Source organism: Tessaracoccus sp. MC1865 (assembly GCF_017815535.1).
GTDB lineage: Bacteria > Actinomycetota > Actinomycetes > Propionibacteriales > Propionibacteriaceae > Arachnia.
The window spans coordinates 1516105-1532882 of record NZ_CP072596.1; the positions used below are offsets into that span (position 1 = coordinate 1516105).

Below are 16778 nucleotides of genomic sequence, written 5' to 3' on the forward strand. Positions count from 1 at the left end.
CTCACGCCCTCAGAGCGGCGGCCACCGTCGCCACCGTGTCGGACCACGTCTGGATCCCAGCGCGGCCGGCCAGCGCCTCCGCCCTCCAACGCCGCCGCAGGTCGGCGTCGGTGAGCCAGGCGCGCAGTTCCGCGGACAGGCCGACGCTGTCGGCGGGGGAGAACTGCGCACCGCTCGTCTGGGCCTCGACAGCCCCGGTGCCGCCGCTGACGATCGAGGGGATCCCGCGGGCGGCCGCCTCCGCGACGACCATGCCGTACATCTCGGCGCGCGAGGTGTGGATCAGCAGATCGGTGCCGGTCCACACATCCTCGAGCGCGGGGCCGGTGCGTGCTCCGGTGACGGAGACGCGCCCAGCCATGCCGAGCTCGGCGATCCGCGCAACGACCAACCGCGTGAGGGTGGGGTCCACATCGGCGGGGCCGACGAGGCGCGCCGTCCACTCCAGGTCCGGCAGGTGGGCCAGCGCCTCGATGAAAGTCATCGGGTCCTTGCCGGGAGTGAGCCTCGACAGCCACAGCAACGACGGCGTTCCCGCCGACGACCCCGGCCCCGGCCCCGTCGCCACCCCGGGCCGCGCCACCACGGCGTCGTGGCGACCATAGCGCCCGGCGACCTCGGCTGCGGCCCACGCGCTGGGGACCACCAACCGGCTGGCCGCCCGGACCGCCAGCGCCTCGGACGCGCCCAGCTGGGCGCGCTCCTCCCGCGACAGGGACGGGTCATCGGCGGGGAAGTAGTGCATCAGGAGCGTCACCCGACGGCCCTGTCCCACAGCGTCGATGATCGCCTCGGGCGCTGCGGAACCGACGATGTTGTCGACCAACCACTCGTCGCAGGTGGCGAGCAGGTGGGGGAGGGCCCGCCGCTCGCTGTCGGTGGGTAGTGGCCAAGCGCCCTTCACCGGTCTCACCCGGAGGTCGACCCCGGCGGCCGGCAGGCCCGCGATGAGCTCGTCGTCGTAGCGGTTGCCGCCGCTGGCCTGGGGGCTGCGCCAGTGCGCGAAACCGATCGGGGCCACGGTGCCTCCTCGTTGGACGTCTTCTGCATCATAAGCAGCCACCCGCCGGAGCGCCGCCGCTAGGCTCAAGCGATGAGCACCCCCACCTCCGCGAGACTGGGCCGCTGGGTGACGGAGCTGAGGCTGACCCCGGCGGACCGGATCACGCTGGCCAGGGCGGCGCTCGGCGGCGTCTGCGCCGTGCTGGTGGTTCTCGGCTACCTCGGATACCCGCCGGGGCGCAGTTGGGCGCTGTTCCTCGTCGCCCTGCCGACGGCGGTGCTGGATGCCGTGGACGGCGCCGTGGCGCGCCGCACGAACACCGTGACCGAGCGGGGCGCCCGCTGGGACGTCGCGGTCGATTCGGCGGTGCTCCTCGTGCTCAGCCTTGCGCTGGTGCCGCTGGCTCCCTGGATCCTGCTGATGGGCGCCGCGCGCTATCTGTTCCTGCTGGGCGGCAGGTTGCGGACGCAGTGGCTCCTCCCGTTGCCGTTCCGGCAGTCGCGTCGGCTCATCGGCGGCCTGCAGGCCCTCGTGACCGTCACGGCCCTGGCGCCGGTTGTTCCCGTCACGGTGGTGCAGTGGAGCACCGGCGTCACCGTCGCGCTCGTGGCCTACTCCTTCGCCCGCGACATCCGTTTCCAGGAACGGCGCCGCGCGTCCTGAGCCACCGGCCGCACCCCGGACGCAACCGATTCGCAGGAGCCCCTGCGCGATCGCTCGCGTGTGCTACTGTATTAATCACCTAATACAGTGAGACACCGGGAGGTGAGATGGAGTTCGACGCAAGCAGCCCTATCTGGCTTCAGTTGGTCGACGAGTTCATCCGTCGCATCGTCACCGGTCAGTGGGAAGCGGGGGCGCGGATCTCCGGGGTCCGCGACCTGGCTGGCGAGCTGAAGGTGAACCCCAACACCGTCCAACGCGCCCTCGCCGAACTCGAGCGGCAGGGCATGACCAGGTCCGAGAGGACCACCGGCCGTTTCGTCACCGACGACCCGGCCGTCATCGAGCAGGCCCGCCTCGGTCTCGCGGCGGGCGCGGCAGATGACTTCGCGCGGCGGGCCCAGGGGCTCGGCATGAGCCTCACCGCCGCCCGCGACCTACTGGGCCGACGCTGGTCGGCCCCTGCAGAAGGAGCCCCAGAATGACAGCACCGGCGATCCAGATCGCCCACGTGACCAAGAAGTACGGCGCGTTCCCTGCCCTCAACGACCTGAACCTCTCGCTCGAGGGCGGCCAGATCGTCGGGCTGCTCGGGGAGAACGGCTCTGGCAAGACCACCCTGTTGAAGGTGTTGGCCGGGGCACTGACGCAGTACGACGGCGAGGTCCGTGTGCACGGCACCCCCATCGGGCCGGACACCAAGGCGATGGTCAGCTTCCTGCCCGACGCGAGCTTCCTGGCAGACAACGACACCATCGACGGCTGCGTGGGCATGTTCAAGGACTTCTTCGCTGATTTCAGCGAGGCCAAGTGCCGCGACCTGCTCAAGTTCTTCCAGTTGGACACCCACCGCAAACTCAACACGCTCTCCAAGGGCATGCGGGAGAAGGTCCAGGTGGCCCTGGCCATGTCGCGCGACGCGAAGGTCTTCCTCCTGGACGAACCCATCTCCGGCGTCGACCCTGCGGCACGGGAAGTCCTGCTCGCCGCCATCGTCCGGGATCTCCCGGAGGACGCGCTGGTCCTCATCTCCACCCACCTCATCCACGATCTCGAGCCCGTCCTCGATTCCTTCGCGTTCATGCGTTACGGGCAGATCCTGCTCAGCGGTTCGGTCGACGACCTGCGGGCCGAGCGCAACATGTCCATTGACCAGCTATTCCGGGAGGTCTACCGATGGTCGGCAAACTGATCAAGCACGAAATCCGGCGCACCCTGCGCTGGTACCTCATCATCGTCGCGGGAGCGGTACTCGTCGTCGGTCTGGCGACGCTGGCCGCCGTCCTCCTACCTGCCCCGATCAACACCCTGTTCGCCGTGCTCACCGTCGTAGGCGCGGCCGCCGTGCCCACCGCGGTGCCCGTGTGGCTCGGGTTCGACTTCTACCGCTCGTCCTACTCGAAGACGGGGTACCTCACGCGGGCCATCCCCGTGAAGGGCTCGACGATCTACTGGGTGAAGTTGCTCTACGCCTACGTGCTGAGCGTCATCGCCCTGGTGGTCGCCGCAGGGCTGGGTTATCTGGCCGCAGTGTCCTTCGCCGTGGTGGGCGGCGGATCGGTGGGGGGTGTCAACGACGCCATCGCCGGCGCGCTCGACGCGATGGGGCGGATGCTCCCTGGCTGGGTGATCGCCCTGTTGGTCGCGTTCATCCTCGTCTGGCCCTTCGTCTGGCTCGCGTCGTACTACTTCGCGGCGGCCGTCGGCAGCGAAGCGTGGAGCAGCAAGATGGGGATCGGGGGTCCCGTCCTGGTGTGGTTCCTCTTCTACGTGGTCGGTCAGGTCACCGCCATCCTCGGCGCGTTCCTCCCGTTGCAGTTGGTCTTCGACGAAGCGGGGACGGTGGGCTTCCAGGCCCGCCTGGTCAACATCTTCACGATCGAGGAGCAGAGCGTCGTCCCCGTCGGAATGTTCCTGACGATGCTGGTGCTCTCGGCAGTGGCGATTGTCTGGGCGTCGGTGTCGTTCGACAAGAAGGTGGAGTTGCGCTGATAGCGTCGTCCGCCGTGGACAGATACGCGCGAGACGTCTTGGCACCGGGCTGGCAGAAGGCCCATCTGAAGCAGACCCGTGACGTGGCAGTCGAGCTTGACCAGGTGGTCGAGTTCGACGACTTCTGCGGCGCGGTGGTCGGCTGGGAGAACGGCCTCGTGGTGTTGGAGGACCGGCACGGCAAACGCCGCTCCGCCCCGTTCGGGCCCGGCTTCCTGCTGGAGGGCGAGCCCGTCGCGCTCCGGGCCCCGCTGCGGGGCGGGCCGGTCAGGCCCAAGTACACCGCCTCCGGCTCCAGGGCGAGCCAGGAGCGCGTCAAGGCCAAGGTCGCGCTGCCCAGCCGCATCTACGTCGAAGGCCGCCACGACGCGGAACTCATCGAGAAGGTGTGGGGGGAGGACCTCCGGCACGTGGGCGTCGTCGTCGAATACCTGGGCGGCATCGACGACCTGCCGCGCATCGTGCAGGACTTCGGGCCCGAGCCCGGTCGTCGGCTGGGCGTGCTGGTCGACCACCTGGTGCCCGGCTCGAAGGAGTCGCGGATCGCGGCCGAGGTCTACCGCGCCGGCCACCGCGACGTCGTCCTCATCGAGGGGCACGAGTTCATCGACATCTGGCAGGCCGTCCGCCCGGCCCGCATCGGCCGCAAGGCCTGGCCGGTGGTGCCCCGCGACGTCGACTTCAAACTCGGCACCCTCAAGGCCCTCAACCTGCCGCACGCGGACCAGGCGGACATCGCGCGCGGCTGGCAGGCGATCCTCGCGCGGGTCAGCAGCTGGCGCGACCTCGAGCCACAACTGAACACCAAGGTGGAGACCCTCATCGATTTCGTCACGCAGGACCACCTCGGCGCCTGACCCCGGACAGACCACTAAGGTAGGCGACATGGACACCGAAGGCATTCTGGGCCTGCTCAAGGAGACCGCTGCGGAGATCATCACCCCGCGGTTCAGGCTGTTGGCCGACACCGACGTCGACGAGAAGAAGCCCGGAGACCTCGTCACCGTCGCAGACCACGAATCCGAGGTGTACCTCACCCGCCGGCTGAAGGAAGCCTTCCCGAACGCCGTCGTCGTGGGGGAGGAGGCCGTCTTCGCGGACCCGTCGCTCCTCAAGGGCCTGGGCAACGCGGACCATGCCTTCATCATCGACCCCATCGACGGCACCCGGAACTTCGTCCACGGCCGCGACGAACACGGCGTCATCCTCGCCGAGGTCCGCGGCGGCGTCACCACCCGGGGCTGGATCTGGCAGCCGCAGACAGGCCGAGCCTATGTCGCCGAGCGGGGGGCCGGGGTACAGCTCAACGGCGGCCCCATCGAACGACGGCGCCATGACCGCCCGCCGCTGGGCGCCTCTTCCAAGCGCAAGCTCCGGGGCTTCGACGCCGACGGCAAGCTGAGCCCCGTGGTGCGCAGCCACTTCGCGTGCTGCTTCGACTACCCGGCCGTCCTCGACGGCACCTTCGACTTCATGTTCTACTCGAGCCTGCACCCGTGGGACCACCTCGCGGGGTCCTTGATGGTGGTGGAGAACGGCGGCATCAGCCGCACGATCGACGGCATGGATTACAGCCTCACCTCACGCTCGCGCGGTGGCCTGCTGGTCGCCGGCGACACGCTCAGCTGGATGGTGGCCCAGCAGAACTGGCCCATCATCTGAGGTTCGCGCTCAGATCAGGGGCAGGTGTCGCTTCGGCACGACGCCCTTGGCCCTCAGCTCGGCATAGGCCTTCGGGAGGGCCACGGCGAGCGTCTCGGCGGTGAAGGGCCACTCCGTGGCCGCCGCCGCGTCCTCCAGTTTCGTGCCCTGGTGGATCAGCATCTCGGTCTGGCCGTAGAGCATGCCGATCTCGGCGCGCTGGATGAACGCGTAGTCGCGGTCGACAACAGCGCCGTGGCCGGGCACGAACCGCGTCGTGGCGTTGGCGGCGCCCAGGACACCGTCGAGCACGGTGGGCCAGTTGCTCAGCGAACCGCGGTCGTCGATCTGCGGGTCCGAGCCCTCCTCCAGGAGGTCGCCGGCGAAGACGACGTTCTCGCCGGGCAGGAAGACCAGCACATCGTTGTCGGTGTGGCCCTCGCCGAAGTGCAGCGCCTCCACCCGCAGGTTGCCGAGATCCACCGCCAGCGCCATCGAGAACGTGCGGGAGACCGGAACAGCCGTGAGCTTCTCGTGCGCGATGGAGATGACCTCGCCCCCCATGCCGGCCAGGCCTTTGACGTGGTCGTGGTGATCGTGGGTCAGCAGGACGTGCGTCACTGGGACGCCGGCCAGCGCGGTGGCCGAGGCGAGGATCTCCGCACCCTGCTCGGGCGAGTTGCCGGTGTCGATCAGCATCGCCCCGGTCTCGCCCACGATCAGCCCGATGTTGACCCGGTGGGGTTCCACGGTGGTCACGAAGACGCGGTCGGTCACGGGGGTCCAGTCGAGTGTCATGATGCCCATCGTAGGGGCGGTACACTGGCACTCGGTAAACGAGAGTGCCAATGATTGGGCTGCTGCACCAAGTGTGGAGGTGACGTGATAGACGACCGCAAGTTCGACGACCGAAAGCTCGAAGTCCTGAAGGCAATCGTGACCGACTACGTGGCCAGTCGTGAGCCGGTCGGCTCGAAGGCCCTCGTGGAGCGGCACAAGCTTGACGTCTCGGCAGCCACCGTCCGCAACGACATGGCGGCGTTGGAGGAGGAGGGCTACATCACGCAGCCCCACACCAGCGCCGGCCGGATCCCCACAGACAAGGGTTACCGGCTCTTCGTCGACAAACTCGCGCGCATCAAGCCGTTGTCGGGGGCGGAACGCACCGCCATCACCACGTTCATGAACGGCACCGCTGACATCGACGACCTCGTGATGCGCACCGTCCGCCTCCTTGCCCAACTGACCCGGCAGGTCGCCATCGTGCAGTACCCCGTGGCGCAGCACGACGTCATCCGGCACATCGAACTGGTCTCTCTGACCGCCGAACGTCTGATGGTGATCGTCGTGCAGTCCTCGGGGCGGGTGGACCAGAGCGTCCTCGATGCTCCGGCGCTGGATGAGGCCCGTCTGCACGGTCTGCGGCAGAAGTTGGCCTCCGCGACGGTGGGCCGGGCCGCTGCGGATGCCGCCGACGCCCTGGTGAGGGTGCTCGACACCATCGCACCGGAGGACCGGGCGTTCTCCGCCCCGGTCGTCGCGACGGTCCTGGAAACCATCGCTGCCGAACCCGCTTCGCAGGTGGTGGTGGCCGGCGTCCCGAACCTGGCCGGCGCCGCCTTCGAGACCAACATGCGCCCCCTGTTGGAGGCTCTCGAGGAGCAGGTCGTCCTCATGCGTCTCCTCGGCGAGGCGGGCGGCGACGATGTCACCGTCCGCATCGGGCAGGAGAACACCGCCCAGGGGTTCCAGTCGACATCACTGGTGGCCTCCGGATACGGTGCCGATTTCCGGGCGGGCCTCGGCGTCGTCGGACCCACCCGGATGGACTACCCGTCCACCATCGCCGCGGTGCGCGCCGTGGCTCGTTACGTGAGCAGATTCCTCAACGAAGGCTGAACGCAAGAAATATGAGCAAGGATTACTACGCCATCCTCGGTGTCGAACGCGACGCAACCCCTGAAGGCATCAAGAAGGCCTACCGCCGACGTGCCATGAAGGTCCACCCCGACGTCGCCCACGAGGACGCCGAGGCCGCAGAGAAGTTCAAGGAACTCAGCGAGGCCTACGAGGTGCTGAGCGACCCGAACAAGCGTGCGGTCTTCGACCGTGGCGGTGACCCCATGGCGGGTGCGGCCGGTGCGGGCTTCTCGGGCTTCGGCGGCGGGTTCGCCGGTGGCTTCGACTTCACCAACCTCGTCGACGCCATGTTCGGCCAGGCCGGCAGCCGCGGGCCGCGTTCCCGCGTGCGCCAGGGCCAGGACGCGCTGGTGCGCGTCTCCCTGGAGCTGCACGAGGCAGTGTTCGGCGTGACCAAGCCGGTGAAGGTCGCCACCGCCGTCGTCTGCCCGAAGTGCACCGGCTCCGGCGGCGAACCCGGCTCTGAGCCGGTGACGTGCTCGACCTGTAACGGTAACGGCGACATCACCCAGATCCAGCGCAGCTTCCTCGGCGACATCCGCACCTCGCAGGCGTGCCCGACGTGCCGTGGCTACGGCACGATCATCCCGCGGCCCTGCGGCGAGTGTTCCGGTGAGGGCCGCGTGCGCACCACCCGCACCCTCCAGGTGAAGATCCCCGCCGGTGTCTCCACGGGCATCCGGATCCATCTCGAGGGCCAGGGCGAGGTGGGCCCGGGCGGTGGCCCCGCCGGCGATCTCTACGTCGAGCTGGCCGTCAACAGCCACGAGAGCTTCCGCCGAGACGGCGACAACCTCGAGATGGTCGTCAAGCTCCCCATGACCGCCGCTGCGCTCGGCACCACCGTCGCCGTCACCACCCTCGAGGCGGAGTGGGAGAAGTCCGACGTCGAGGACCGCACCGTCTCCCTCGAGGTGCCGTCCGGCACCCAGTCCGGCACCCGGATCGCGCTGAAGGGCCGCGGCGTGCCGCGCCTGCGCGGCGGTGGCCGGGGAGACCTGGGCGTCACCCTGCTGGTGCAGACCCCCACCAGGCTCGACGACCACCAGCGCGACCTGATGCTCCAGCTCGCCGAGGCCCGCGACGAGATCCGGGCGGAGGCGGTCACCGCCAAGCCGGGCAAAGCGGGTGTCTTCGGCAAGCTGAGCGAGTGGTTCTCGTGACAGATCCCCTCTTCCTCGCCACGTTCGACGACACCGTCCGGCCTGGCCAGCGCGTCGTCGTCATCGGCGATGAGGCCCACCACGCCGTCAGCGTGAAGCGGATCCTGACAGGGGAGAGCGTGATCCTCGCCAACGGCGAAGGACTCGGGGTGCGGGGCACGGTCGTGGACGCCGCGAAGCGTGAGCTCACGGTCGAGGTGACCGAGGTGTTCGACGACGAGCCTCTCGCCCTGCGGTGGTGCGTCGTCCAGGCGCTGGCCAAGGGGGACCGCAGCGACCTTGCGGTGCAGATGGCCACGGAGCTGGGCACCCGGCGCATCCTGGCGTGGCAGGCGTCGCGCTCGATCGTGCGCTGGCAGGGTGACCGGGGATCCAAGGCGCTCGAACGCTGGCAGGCGACGGCGCGCGAGGCGGCCAAGCAGTCGCGCCGCTTCGCCGTCCCGGTGGTCGAGGCGGCCGCCACGGCGCAGGTCGTCGAGGCGATCCGTCAGGCGGACCTGGCCCTCGTGTTGCACGAGGACGCCGCGTTGCACATCGCCCAGGTCGAACTTCCCGACGAGGGCATCGGCCTCGTCATCGTCGGTCCGGAGGGTGGCATCTCGCCGGAGGAGCTGGAGGCCTTCGTCGCGGCCGGTGCGCAGGCGGTGCTGATCAGCGACGGGGTGCTGCGCACCTCCACCGCCGCTGCGGTGGCGCTGGGCCAGCTCGACGTGCTGGCGCGCCGATGAGCTTCTCGTTCGACGTCACCCACCGCCTTGACGGTGCCCCGGGGCGGGCTGGCGTCATTCACACTCCGCACGGCCCCATCGAGACCCCGGCGTTCATCGCCGTCGGTACCAAGGCCACGGTGAAGGCGGTCCTTCCCGAATCCGTCGCCGCCACCGGCGCGCAGGCCGTGTTGGCCAACGCCTACCACCTGTACCTCCAGCCGGGCTCCGACATCGTCGACGAGGCCGGTGGCCTCGGCAGGTTCATGAACTGGCCCGGGCCGACCTTCACGGATTCCGGCGGGTTCCAGGTGATGAGCCTGGGCGCCGGCTTCAAGAAGGTGCTGGCCATGGACACCAGGGGGATGGTCGACGACGACGTCATCGCCGAGGGCAAGGAGCGCCGCGCCCACGTCGACGACGACGGCGTGACGTTCAAGTCGCACCTCAACGGCACCATGCACCGGTTCACCCCGGAGATCTCGATGCGTATCCAGCACGAGTTGGGTGCCGACATCATGTTCGCCTTCGACGAGCTGACCACGTTGATGAACACCCGCGGCTACCAGGAGGATTCCGTGGCGCGCACGCACGCCTGGGCGGTGCGCTGCCTGGCGGAACACGCGCGGCTGACCAGGGAACGCGCCGACAAGCCCTATCAGGCGCTGTTCGGCGTCATCCAGGGCGCCCAGTACGAGGACCTCCGACGTCGGGCCGCCCAGGGCCTTGCGGCCCTGGAGGTGGACGGCCACGGCTTCGACGGCTTCGGCCTGGGTGGGGCGCTCGAGAAGGAGAACCTGGGGCAGATCATCGGCTGGATGGTCGAGGAACTCCCCGAACGCAAGCCCCGCCACCTGCTGGGCATCTCCGAGCCGGACGACCTCTTCGCCGCCGTCGAGATGGGGGCCGACACGTTCGACTGCGTCAACCCGTCACGCGTGGCCCGCAATGCGGCCATCTACACCGCCGACGGGCGCTACAACGTCAACACCGCGGCCCACCGTCGCTCGTTCATCCCCCTGGAGGACGGCTGCGACTGCTACACCTGCACGCACTACACCCGGGCCTACCTGCACCACCTGTTCAAGGCCAAGGAGATGCTGGCGTCGACGCTGGCCACCATCCACAACGAACGGTTCACGGTGCGGTTGGTCGACACGCTGCGCCAGACGTTGAAGGACGGCTCGTTCCACGCCTTCCGTGACGAGTTCTTGGGCAGCTTCTACAGCGGTCGTTGACCGCCGCCGGAACCCTCAGGCGACGTCGTCGTAGGAGGGTTCGTGGCGCTTCACGAGCTTGATCACCTGGTAGGTCACCGGCAGGAACACCACCTCGACCACCACCTTGTAGACGTAGCCCACCAGGATGTAGTTCAGCAGGGTGCCGCCGGTGATGATGCCGGCGAAGGCCACGGTGCAGAAGATGATGGTGTCTGCCGCCTCGCCCACCACTGTGGAGCCCAGGAGCCTGGCCCACAGGCCGCCCTCGCGGGTGCGCTGCTTGAGCTTGACCAGCACCCAGGCGTTGAGCAACTGCCCGGCGAGGTAGCCCAGGGCCGAGGCCAGCACGATCCGCGGCACGAAGCCCAGCACCGCCTCGAACGCCGCCTGGTTGCCCCAGTCCGCGGCCGGGGGAGCGGCGCCGACGACCAGGAAGGTCAGCGACGCCAGGATGGAGACGGAGAAGCCGATGAAGATCGCCCGCTTGGCGCCCCGCATGCCGTAGACCTCGGCCAGCACGTCGCCGATCACGTACGTGAGGGGGAACAGGAACGCGCCCCCGTCGGTGATGATCGGCAGGATGGGGAAGCCGAAGACCTCCACATCCGGGCCGAACTGGATGAGCTTGACCGCGGACACGTTGGAGATCAGCAGAAGCGCACAGAACAGGGCCACGACGATGTCGTAGACGCCGCGCTGGCGGGTCGCAAACTGTGCGCTCATGGTCTGTTCCTCAAGGCTGGTCGGCACCCCGGAACTATATATCGCCCGCGCGTTTGTGCCCGCTCCCCGCCCGCTGGTGGCAAACTCAGTACATGGACGACATCACCGAGACGGTTCCTGAAGAATCAGTGCAGCTGGACCAACTCCAGCCGGACGACTCCTTGATCTACCGCGGGGTCGACGACGTTCTGGATGAGGGTTACATCACGCCTGACGACTGGTCGCCCGCCATGGGCTTCGGCAACACCGCCGAAGAGATGCGGCAGGGCGAGACCATCGACATGCGGGTGAAGCAGGAGTTGCCGGACAGTACGCCGGAGCAGGACGAGCACTGGAACCCCGGCGACGAGCCGCGCGAAGTGGGCGGCGAACGCGCCGGCCGGCTGATGCGGGTCCAGGGGCCGGGTGGCAGCGAGACGCTCGGTGTCGACGTCGGCTTCAGCGGAGGTGCCGCCAGCGCCGAAGAGGCTGCGATGCACATCATCTCCGACGACGACGAGGATGACGCATCCTTGGACGTAGACTGATGCATCGGCGCTGACCAGCCCATGTACCCACCGATCAAGGAACTGCCCTGAACAACAACTCTCTCGACCAGCAGCATGCCGTGCGTAACGTCGGGGTGCCCCCGTCGATCGACATGGTCAACCTCCTCGGCCCCCGCGACGAGTACCTGCGGATCCTTGAGGAGAACCTGGCCGCAGACCTGCATGTGCGGGGTGGGCAGGTGACCCTGTCGGGCAAGGCAGTCGACGTGGCGCAGGCCGCTGACGTCATCACCGAACTCGTCACCATCCTCCGCACCGGGCAGGGCCTCACGTCGGAGACCGTCGAACGGGTCCTCCAGATGGCGGACGAACCCAACGCCACGGCCTCGGAGGTGCTCACCCAGAACATCATCTCCTCGCGTGGCCGCACCGTCCGTCCCAAGACGCTCAACCAGAAGCGGTATGTGGACGCCATCGACCAGCACACCGTCGTGTTCGGCATCGGGCCCGCCGGCACCGGCAAGACCTACCTCGCCATGGCGAAGGCCGTGCAGGCGCTGCAGGCCAAAGAGGTCAGCCGCATCATCCTGACCCGCCCGGCCATCGAGGCCGGCGAGCGGCTCGGCTTCCTCCCCGGAACCCTGAACGACAAGATCGACCCGTACCTGCGGCCGCTCTATGACGCGCTCCACGACATGGTGGACGCAGAATCGGTGCCCAAGCTGTTCACCTCCGGCACCGTCGAGGTCGCCCCGCTTGCCTACATGCGCGGCCGCACGCTCAACGACGCGTTCATCATCCTCGACGAGGCCCAGAACACGTCGATGGAACAGATGAAGATGTTCCTCACCAGGCTCGGCTTCAACTCGAAGATCGTCGTCACCGGCGACATCACCCAGGTGGACCTGCCCGGCGGCATCAAGAGCGGCCTCCGCGGGGTCCAGCACGTCCTGGACGGGGTGGAGGACATCGAGTTCTGCACCCTGACCAACCGCGACGTCGTCCGCCACAAGCTCGTCGGCCGGATCGTGGCCGCCTACGACCAGTTCGAGAGCCTGGCCACGGAGCGGAGGCGCGCGCAGTGATCGACCTGAACAACGAATCCGGCGCCGAGGCCGACGAACTGGGCCTGATCGAACTGGCTCGCTTCGCGCTCGACAAACTGCGGATCCATCCGCAGGCGGACCTGTCGATCGTCCTCGTCGATGAGGAGACGATGGCGCAGTACCACGAGCGGTTCATGGACCTCCCCGGCCCCACGGACGTGATGAGCTTCCCCATGGACGAGCTCCGGGCGCCGGATGAAGACGAGGAGCCGCCGCTGGGCCTCCTCGGCGACATCGTGCTGTGCCCGCAGGTGACGGCGCGCCAAGCTGCGGACAACGGACGCGAGCCTGACGCGGAGGCGGAGTACCTGCTCATCCACGGCCTGCTGCACCTGCTGGGCCACGACCACGCGGAGCCGGAGGAGAAGGCCGTCATGTTCGGGCTCAACGACCGGATCATCGCCGCCTGGGAATTGGCACGGCCCGGACGCTCCTGAGAGGCTGGGGCCGACGTCCCGTTGGCGACCCTCAGGAGTAGCGATGTCCACCCGGCCTCACGCCCGGTCCGAGTTGAAGCGCAGCCTGGGGCTGTGGGATGCGATCGCCATCGGGGTGGCCTCAATGGTGGGCGCCGGCGTCTTCGTCGTCTGGTCACCCGCAGCCGCTGCGGCGGGCGACCTGCTGCTCGTCTCCCTGGTGATCGCCTCGGTGGTCGCCTGGGCCAACGCCACGTCGTCGGCGCAACTGGCTGCGCAGTACCCGGCCGCCGGCGGCACGTACGTCTACGGGCGTGAGCGGCTGGGGGAGTGGCCCGGCTACCTGGCCGGGTGGAGCTTCGTCATCGGCAAGACCGCCTCGGTGGCCGCCATGGCGCTCGCCTTCGCCGCCTACCTGGCGCCCCAGGGCTGGGAGAAGCCGGTTGCTGTGGGTGCCGTCTGGGCCCTCGTCGTCGTCAACCTCCTCGGCGTGAGCCGCACGGCCCAGGTGGCCAAGGTGCTCGCCTCGCTGGCACTGATCGGGATCTTCACCGCGCTCGGGGTGGCGTGGTTCGGAGGCCGGGGCACGGCCACGTTCGGGTGGGCGGACATCGACGGCAGCCCCTACGGCGTGCTGCAGGCGGCGGGCCTGCTCTTCTTCGCCTTCGCCGGCTATGCACGCATCGCCACCATGGGCGAGGAGGTGCGCGACCCGGGGCGCACCATCGGCAGGGCGATCATCACGGCGCTCATCATCGTGCTGCTGCTCTACGCCGTCGTCGCCGTATCGCTGCTGACCTGGGTCGGGCCGGAGGCGGTGGCGGCCTCCAGCGCGCCGCTCTCGTTGCTGGCCACCGCGTATCCCGTCGCCTCGGGCATCCTCACGGGGGGAGCCGCAGCCGCCATCGCCGGGGCGCTCCTGGGGCTGCTGTCCGGCATCGGCCGTACGTTCCTGGCCATGTCTCGTGAGGGTGACCTACCACGGTTCTTCGACCACACACATCCCCGCACGAAGGTGCCGCACCGCATCGAACTGCTGCTCGGAGTCGTCGTCAGCGTGGTGGTCCTGGTGGCGGATCTGCGCGGCGCCATCGGCTTCTCGTCGTTCGGCGTGCTGCTCTACTACTTCGTCGCGAACGTCTCTGCCTACACGCAGGACTCTGAGCACCGCCGGTACCGCAGGGCCTGGCAGGTCGTGGGGGCGCTGCTGTGCCTGGTGCTGGTGGCCACGTTGCCCTGGCCGTCGGTGCTGGGCGGGTTGGTCGTCCTGGCTGTCGGAGTGATGTGGCGCCTGCTGCGGCCACGAGCGCTGCGTTAGACTCCAACGCACCATGAATTGTCTTCCGAGTGAGCGAGTTGATCGAATCCCGTGACGCAGTCCGAATGGATTGAACTGGGCATTGCCCTCCTCTGCGCTATCGGCGCGTCGCTGCTGGCTGCGGTTGAGACCGCGCTGAGCGTCATCACCAAGTCGCGGGCCGAGCGGCTCGTGGAAGAAGACGTGCGCGGCGGCGACCGCATCCTCCTCATCACCCAGGACCCGGCCCCCACCATCAACGCCGTCATGTTCGCGCGGATGGCGCTGGAGATCAGCTCCATCGTGGTGGCCACCATCGTCATGTTCACCCAGTTCGAGGTGGACTGGCAGCGGGCACTGGCCACGATCGCGATCATGCTGGTGGTGTCGTTCATCCTCTGGGGCGTGGCACCCCGCACCATCGGTCGCCAGAAGCCGGAGGCGACGCTTCGTGCCTTCGGCCCGGTGATCAGCGCCCTGACCACTGTGCTGGGCCCCGTCGCCCAACTCATGGTGTACCTCGGCAACGCGCTGACCCCCGGACGGGGGTACGCTGACGGCCCGTTCGCCACGGAGGCCGAGCTACGCGATCTCGTCGACATGGCCCAGGCGCACGACCTCATCGAGGCCGGCGAATCGAAGATGATCCACTCGGTCTTCGAACTGGGCGACACCATCGTCAAGGAAGTCATGGTGCCCCGCACCGACGTCGTCTTCGTCACCCGCGACAAAACGCTGCGCCAACTCCTGTCACTGGCCCTGCGCTCGGGCTTCTCTCGGATCCCGGTCATCGGGGAGAGCCTCGACGACGTGCTGGGGGTGGCCTACCTGAAGGATGTGGCCAAGCGCATCCACGACTTCCCGGACGCCGAACGGCTGGAGACGGTGGGCGACATCATGCGCCCCGCAGCCTTCTGCCCGGATTCGAAGCCCGTGAGCGAGCTCCTGCGGGAGATGCAGCTCAGCCATTCCCACCTCGTGATGGTGATCGACGAGTTCGGCGGCACCGCAGGACTGGCCACCATCGAGGACATCCTCGAGGAGATCGTCGGCGAGATCGTCGACGAATACGACCACGACACCCCTGCCGTCACTGAGCTGGGGGAGGGTCGCTACCGGATCTCCTCGCGGTTGCCGCTCGACGAACTCGGAGCCCTGTTCGGCGTCGACCTCGAGGACGACGAGGTCGAGACCGCCGGGGGCCTCATGGCAAAGCTTCTCAACCTCGTCCCGATCCCCGGCTCACGCGCCGTCGTCGGCGACCTTGAACTCGTCGCCGACCGCGCCGTCGGCCGCCGCCACCAGATCGGCACCGTGCTCGTGCGCCGTCTGAGCCGCGACGAACTGGACCACCACATTCCCCAGGAGAACACAGATGACTGACTCAACCTTCCGCTCCGGCTTTGCCTGCTTCGTGGGCCGGCCCAACGCGGGCAAGTCGACGCTGACCAACGCGCTCGTCGGCCAGAAGATCGCCATCGCCTCCAGCAAGCCCCAGACCACCCGGCACGTCGTGCGCGGCATCGTCACCCGTGACGACGGCCAGCTGATCCTGATCGACACCCCGGGGCTGCACAAGCCGCGCACGCTGCTCGGCCAGCGACTGAACGACCTCGTCTACGAGACGTGGGGTTCGGTCGACATCGTGGGTGTCTGCCTCCCGTGTGACCAGCGCATCGGTCCCGGCGACAAGTTCATCATCGGCGAGATCGCCCAACTCCAGCGCAAGCCGAAGCTGGTGGCCCTGGCAACCAAGACCGACCTGGTGAACCCCCAGCGCATCCTGTCGCACCTGGTCGACATCGCCGCGGTCGCGGAGGAACTCGGCATCGAATGGTCAGAGGTGGTGCCCTGCTCCGCCACGGAGGGCGACCAGCTCGACGTCGTGCGGGACTCGCTCATCGGCCTGCTGCCCGAGGGCCCGCAGTTCTACCCCGACGGTGAGATCACCGACGAGCCCACGGAGACACTCATGGCGGAGCTGATCCGCGAAGCGGCCCTCGAGGGGGTGCGGGAGGAACTGCCCCACTCGATCGCCGTGACGATCGACGAGATCCTCCCCCGGGCGGACCGGCCCGAGGACAAGCCCTTGACCGATGTCTTCGCCACCATCGTGGTGGAACGCGATTCCCAGAAGGGCATCATCATCGGCCATCGGGGCGCACGGTTGAAGGAGATCGGCACCACGGCCCGCGAACAGATCAACCGGCTCCTGGGCACGCGCGTGCACCTCAACCTGCACGTCAAAGTGCTCAAGGAATGGCAACGCGACGCGAAACACCTCAACCGTCTGGGTTTCTGAACCGAAATCGCTCAGCTTGCACTGAGCAGATTGTTCAAGAGCCACGCTAAAGCGGTCAAGCGATCGCAAGTGCGCAGGCGGCCTGTTCATTACCCTGTTAACGGTAACTATTTGGTTACGGCGTGGTGTTCTTGGCT

Annotated in this window: 19 protein-coding genes; 16 read left to right on the plus strand and 3 right to left on the minus strand. The window is 68.3% G+C overall.

Annotation, left to right across the window (positions count from 1 at the left end; genetic code table 11):
* Nucleotide 1: 1 nt before the first annotated feature.
* Nucleotides 2-1021 carry a glycosyltransferase family 4 protein gene (locus J7D54_RS06955; RefSeq protein WP_209455236.1) on the minus strand — a complete coding sequence of 340 codons (1020 nt, stop codon included), beginning with the start codon at nt 1019-1021 and terminating at the stop codon, nt 2-4.
* Between the two features lie 72 nt (nt 1022-1093).
* Here J7D54_RS06955 and J7D54_RS06960 point away from each other — a divergent pair, with 72 nt between their 5' ends.
* The 6 genes from J7D54_RS06960 (at nt 1094) to J7D54_RS06985 (ending at nt 5320) form a co-directional block, all read left to right on the plus strand.
* Nucleotides 1094-1666 carry a CDP-alcohol phosphatidyltransferase family protein gene (locus J7D54_RS06960; protein WP_182764757.1) on the plus strand — a complete coding sequence of 191 codons (573 nt, stop codon included), beginning with the start codon at nt 1094-1096 and terminating at the stop codon, nt 1664-1666.
* Nucleotides 1667-1773: 107 nt separating this feature from the next.
* The gene (locus tag J7D54_RS06965) at nt 1774-2151 is read left to right on the plus strand and encodes a GntR family transcriptional regulator (RefSeq protein WP_182764756.1); all 378 of its coding nucleotides are present in this window, start codon (nt 1774-1776) and stop codon (nt 2149-2151) included.
* The gene (locus J7D54_RS06970) at nt 2148-2858 is read left to right on the plus strand and encodes an ABC transporter ATP-binding protein (protein ID WP_182764755.1); all 711 of its coding nucleotides are present in this window, start codon (nt 2148-2150) and stop codon (nt 2856-2858) included. The genes J7D54_RS06965 and J7D54_RS06970 overlap by 4 nt, the downstream gene beginning before the upstream one ends.
* On the plus strand, nt 2843-3658 hold the full coding sequence (locus J7D54_RS06975; protein ID WP_182764754.1) for a hypothetical protein: 816 nt from the start codon (nt 2843-2845) through the stop codon (nt 3656-3658). Before J7D54_RS06970 ends, J7D54_RS06975 begins: the two co-directional genes overlap by 16 nt.
* 14 nt (nt 3659-3672) lie before the next feature.
* Nucleotides 3673-4515: a DUF3097 family protein gene (locus tag J7D54_RS06980; protein ID WP_182764753.1), complete on the plus strand. Its 843-nt coding sequence runs from the start codon at nt 3673-3675 to the stop codon at nt 4513-4515.
* A gap of 28 nt (nt 4516-4543) precedes the next feature.
* A complete protein-coding gene (locus J7D54_RS06985; protein ID WP_182764752.1) occupies nt 4544-5320 on the plus strand; it encodes an inositol monophosphatase in 777 nt (258 codons plus the stop codon).
* Nucleotides 5321-5329: 9 nt separating this feature from the next.
* Here J7D54_RS06985 and J7D54_RS06990 read toward each other — a convergent pair whose 3' ends face one another.
* On the minus strand, nt 5330-6097 hold the full coding sequence (locus J7D54_RS06990) for an MBL fold metallo-hydrolase (RefSeq protein ID WP_182764751.1): 768 nt from the start codon (nt 6095-6097) through the stop codon (nt 5330-5332).
* Between the two features lie 87 nt (nt 6098-6184).
* On the opposite strand from J7D54_RS06990, the gene hrcA reads away from it, so the two are divergent.
* From hrcA to tgt, 4 genes are read left to right on the plus strand one after another with little or no spacing between them, the layout of a single operon-like run.
* The gene (gene hrcA / locus J7D54_RS06995; protein WP_182764874.1) at nt 6185-7198 is read left to right on the plus strand and encodes a heat-inducible transcriptional repressor HrcA; all 1014 of its coding nucleotides are present in this window, start codon (nt 6185-6187) and stop codon (nt 7196-7198) included.
* Nucleotides 7199-7209: 11 nt separating this feature from the next.
* Nucleotides 7210-8382: a molecular chaperone DnaJ gene (gene dnaJ, locus J7D54_RS07000; protein WP_182764750.1), complete on the plus strand. Its 1173-nt coding sequence runs from the start codon at nt 7210-7212 to the stop codon at nt 8380-8382.
* Nucleotides 8379-9110 carry a 16S rRNA (uracil(1498)-N(3))-methyltransferase gene (locus J7D54_RS07005; protein WP_182764749.1) on the plus strand — a complete coding sequence of 244 codons (732 nt, stop codon included), beginning with the start codon at nt 8379-8381 and terminating at the stop codon, nt 9108-9110. Before dnaJ ends, J7D54_RS07005 begins: the two co-directional genes overlap by 4 nt.
* Nucleotides 9107-10327, plus strand: a complete 1221-nt coding sequence (gene tgt / locus J7D54_RS07010; protein WP_182764748.1) for a tRNA guanosine(34) transglycosylase Tgt — start codon at nt 9107-9109, stop codon at nt 10325-10327. Before J7D54_RS07005 ends, tgt begins: the two co-directional genes overlap by 4 nt.
* Before the next feature lie 15 nt (nt 10328-10342).
* Here tgt and J7D54_RS07015 read toward each other — a convergent pair whose 3' ends face one another.
* Nucleotides 10343-11032: a queuosine precursor transporter gene (locus J7D54_RS07015; protein WP_182764747.1), complete on the minus strand. Its 690-nt coding sequence runs from the start codon at nt 11030-11032 to the stop codon at nt 10343-10345.
* 92 nt (nt 11033-11124) lie between these two features.
* Here J7D54_RS07015 and J7D54_RS07020 point away from each other — a divergent pair, with 92 nt between their 5' ends.
* The 6 genes from J7D54_RS07020 to era all read left to right on the plus strand — a co-directional run bounded on the left by J7D54_RS07020 (nt 11125) and on the right by era (nt 16641).
* Nucleotides 11125-11559: a DUF5709 domain-containing protein gene (locus J7D54_RS07020; protein ID WP_182764746.1), complete on the plus strand. Its 435-nt coding sequence runs from the start codon at nt 11125-11127 to the stop codon at nt 11557-11559.
* A 113-nt stretch (nt 11560-11672) separates the two neighbouring features.
* Complete coding sequence (locus J7D54_RS07025; RefSeq protein WP_182764873.1) at nt 11673-12605, plus strand: PhoH family protein; 933 nt, start codon at nt 11673-11675, stop codon at nt 12603-12605.
* Entirely contained in the window at nt 12602-13063 is a 462-nt protein-coding gene (gene ybeY, locus J7D54_RS07030) for an rRNA maturation RNase YbeY (protein WP_182764745.1), read from the plus strand. The genes J7D54_RS07025 and ybeY overlap by 4 nt, the downstream gene beginning before the upstream one ends.
* A gap of 43 nt (nt 13064-13106) precedes the next feature.
* The gene (locus J7D54_RS07035) at nt 13107-14360 is read left to right on the plus strand and encodes an APC family permease (protein WP_182764744.1); all 1254 of its coding nucleotides are present in this window, start codon (nt 13107-13109) and stop codon (nt 14358-14360) included.
* Nucleotides 14361-14411: 51 nt separating this feature from the next.
* Complete coding sequence (locus J7D54_RS07040; RefSeq protein ID WP_182764743.1) at nt 14412-15722, plus strand: hemolysin family protein; 1311 nt, start codon at nt 14412-14414, stop codon at nt 15720-15722.
* Entirely contained in the window at nt 15715-16641 is a 927-nt protein-coding gene (era, locus tag J7D54_RS07045; protein ID WP_182764742.1) for a GTPase Era, read from the plus strand. Before J7D54_RS07040 ends, era begins: the two co-directional genes overlap by 8 nt.
* Nucleotides 16642-16778 lie beyond the last annotated feature (137 nt).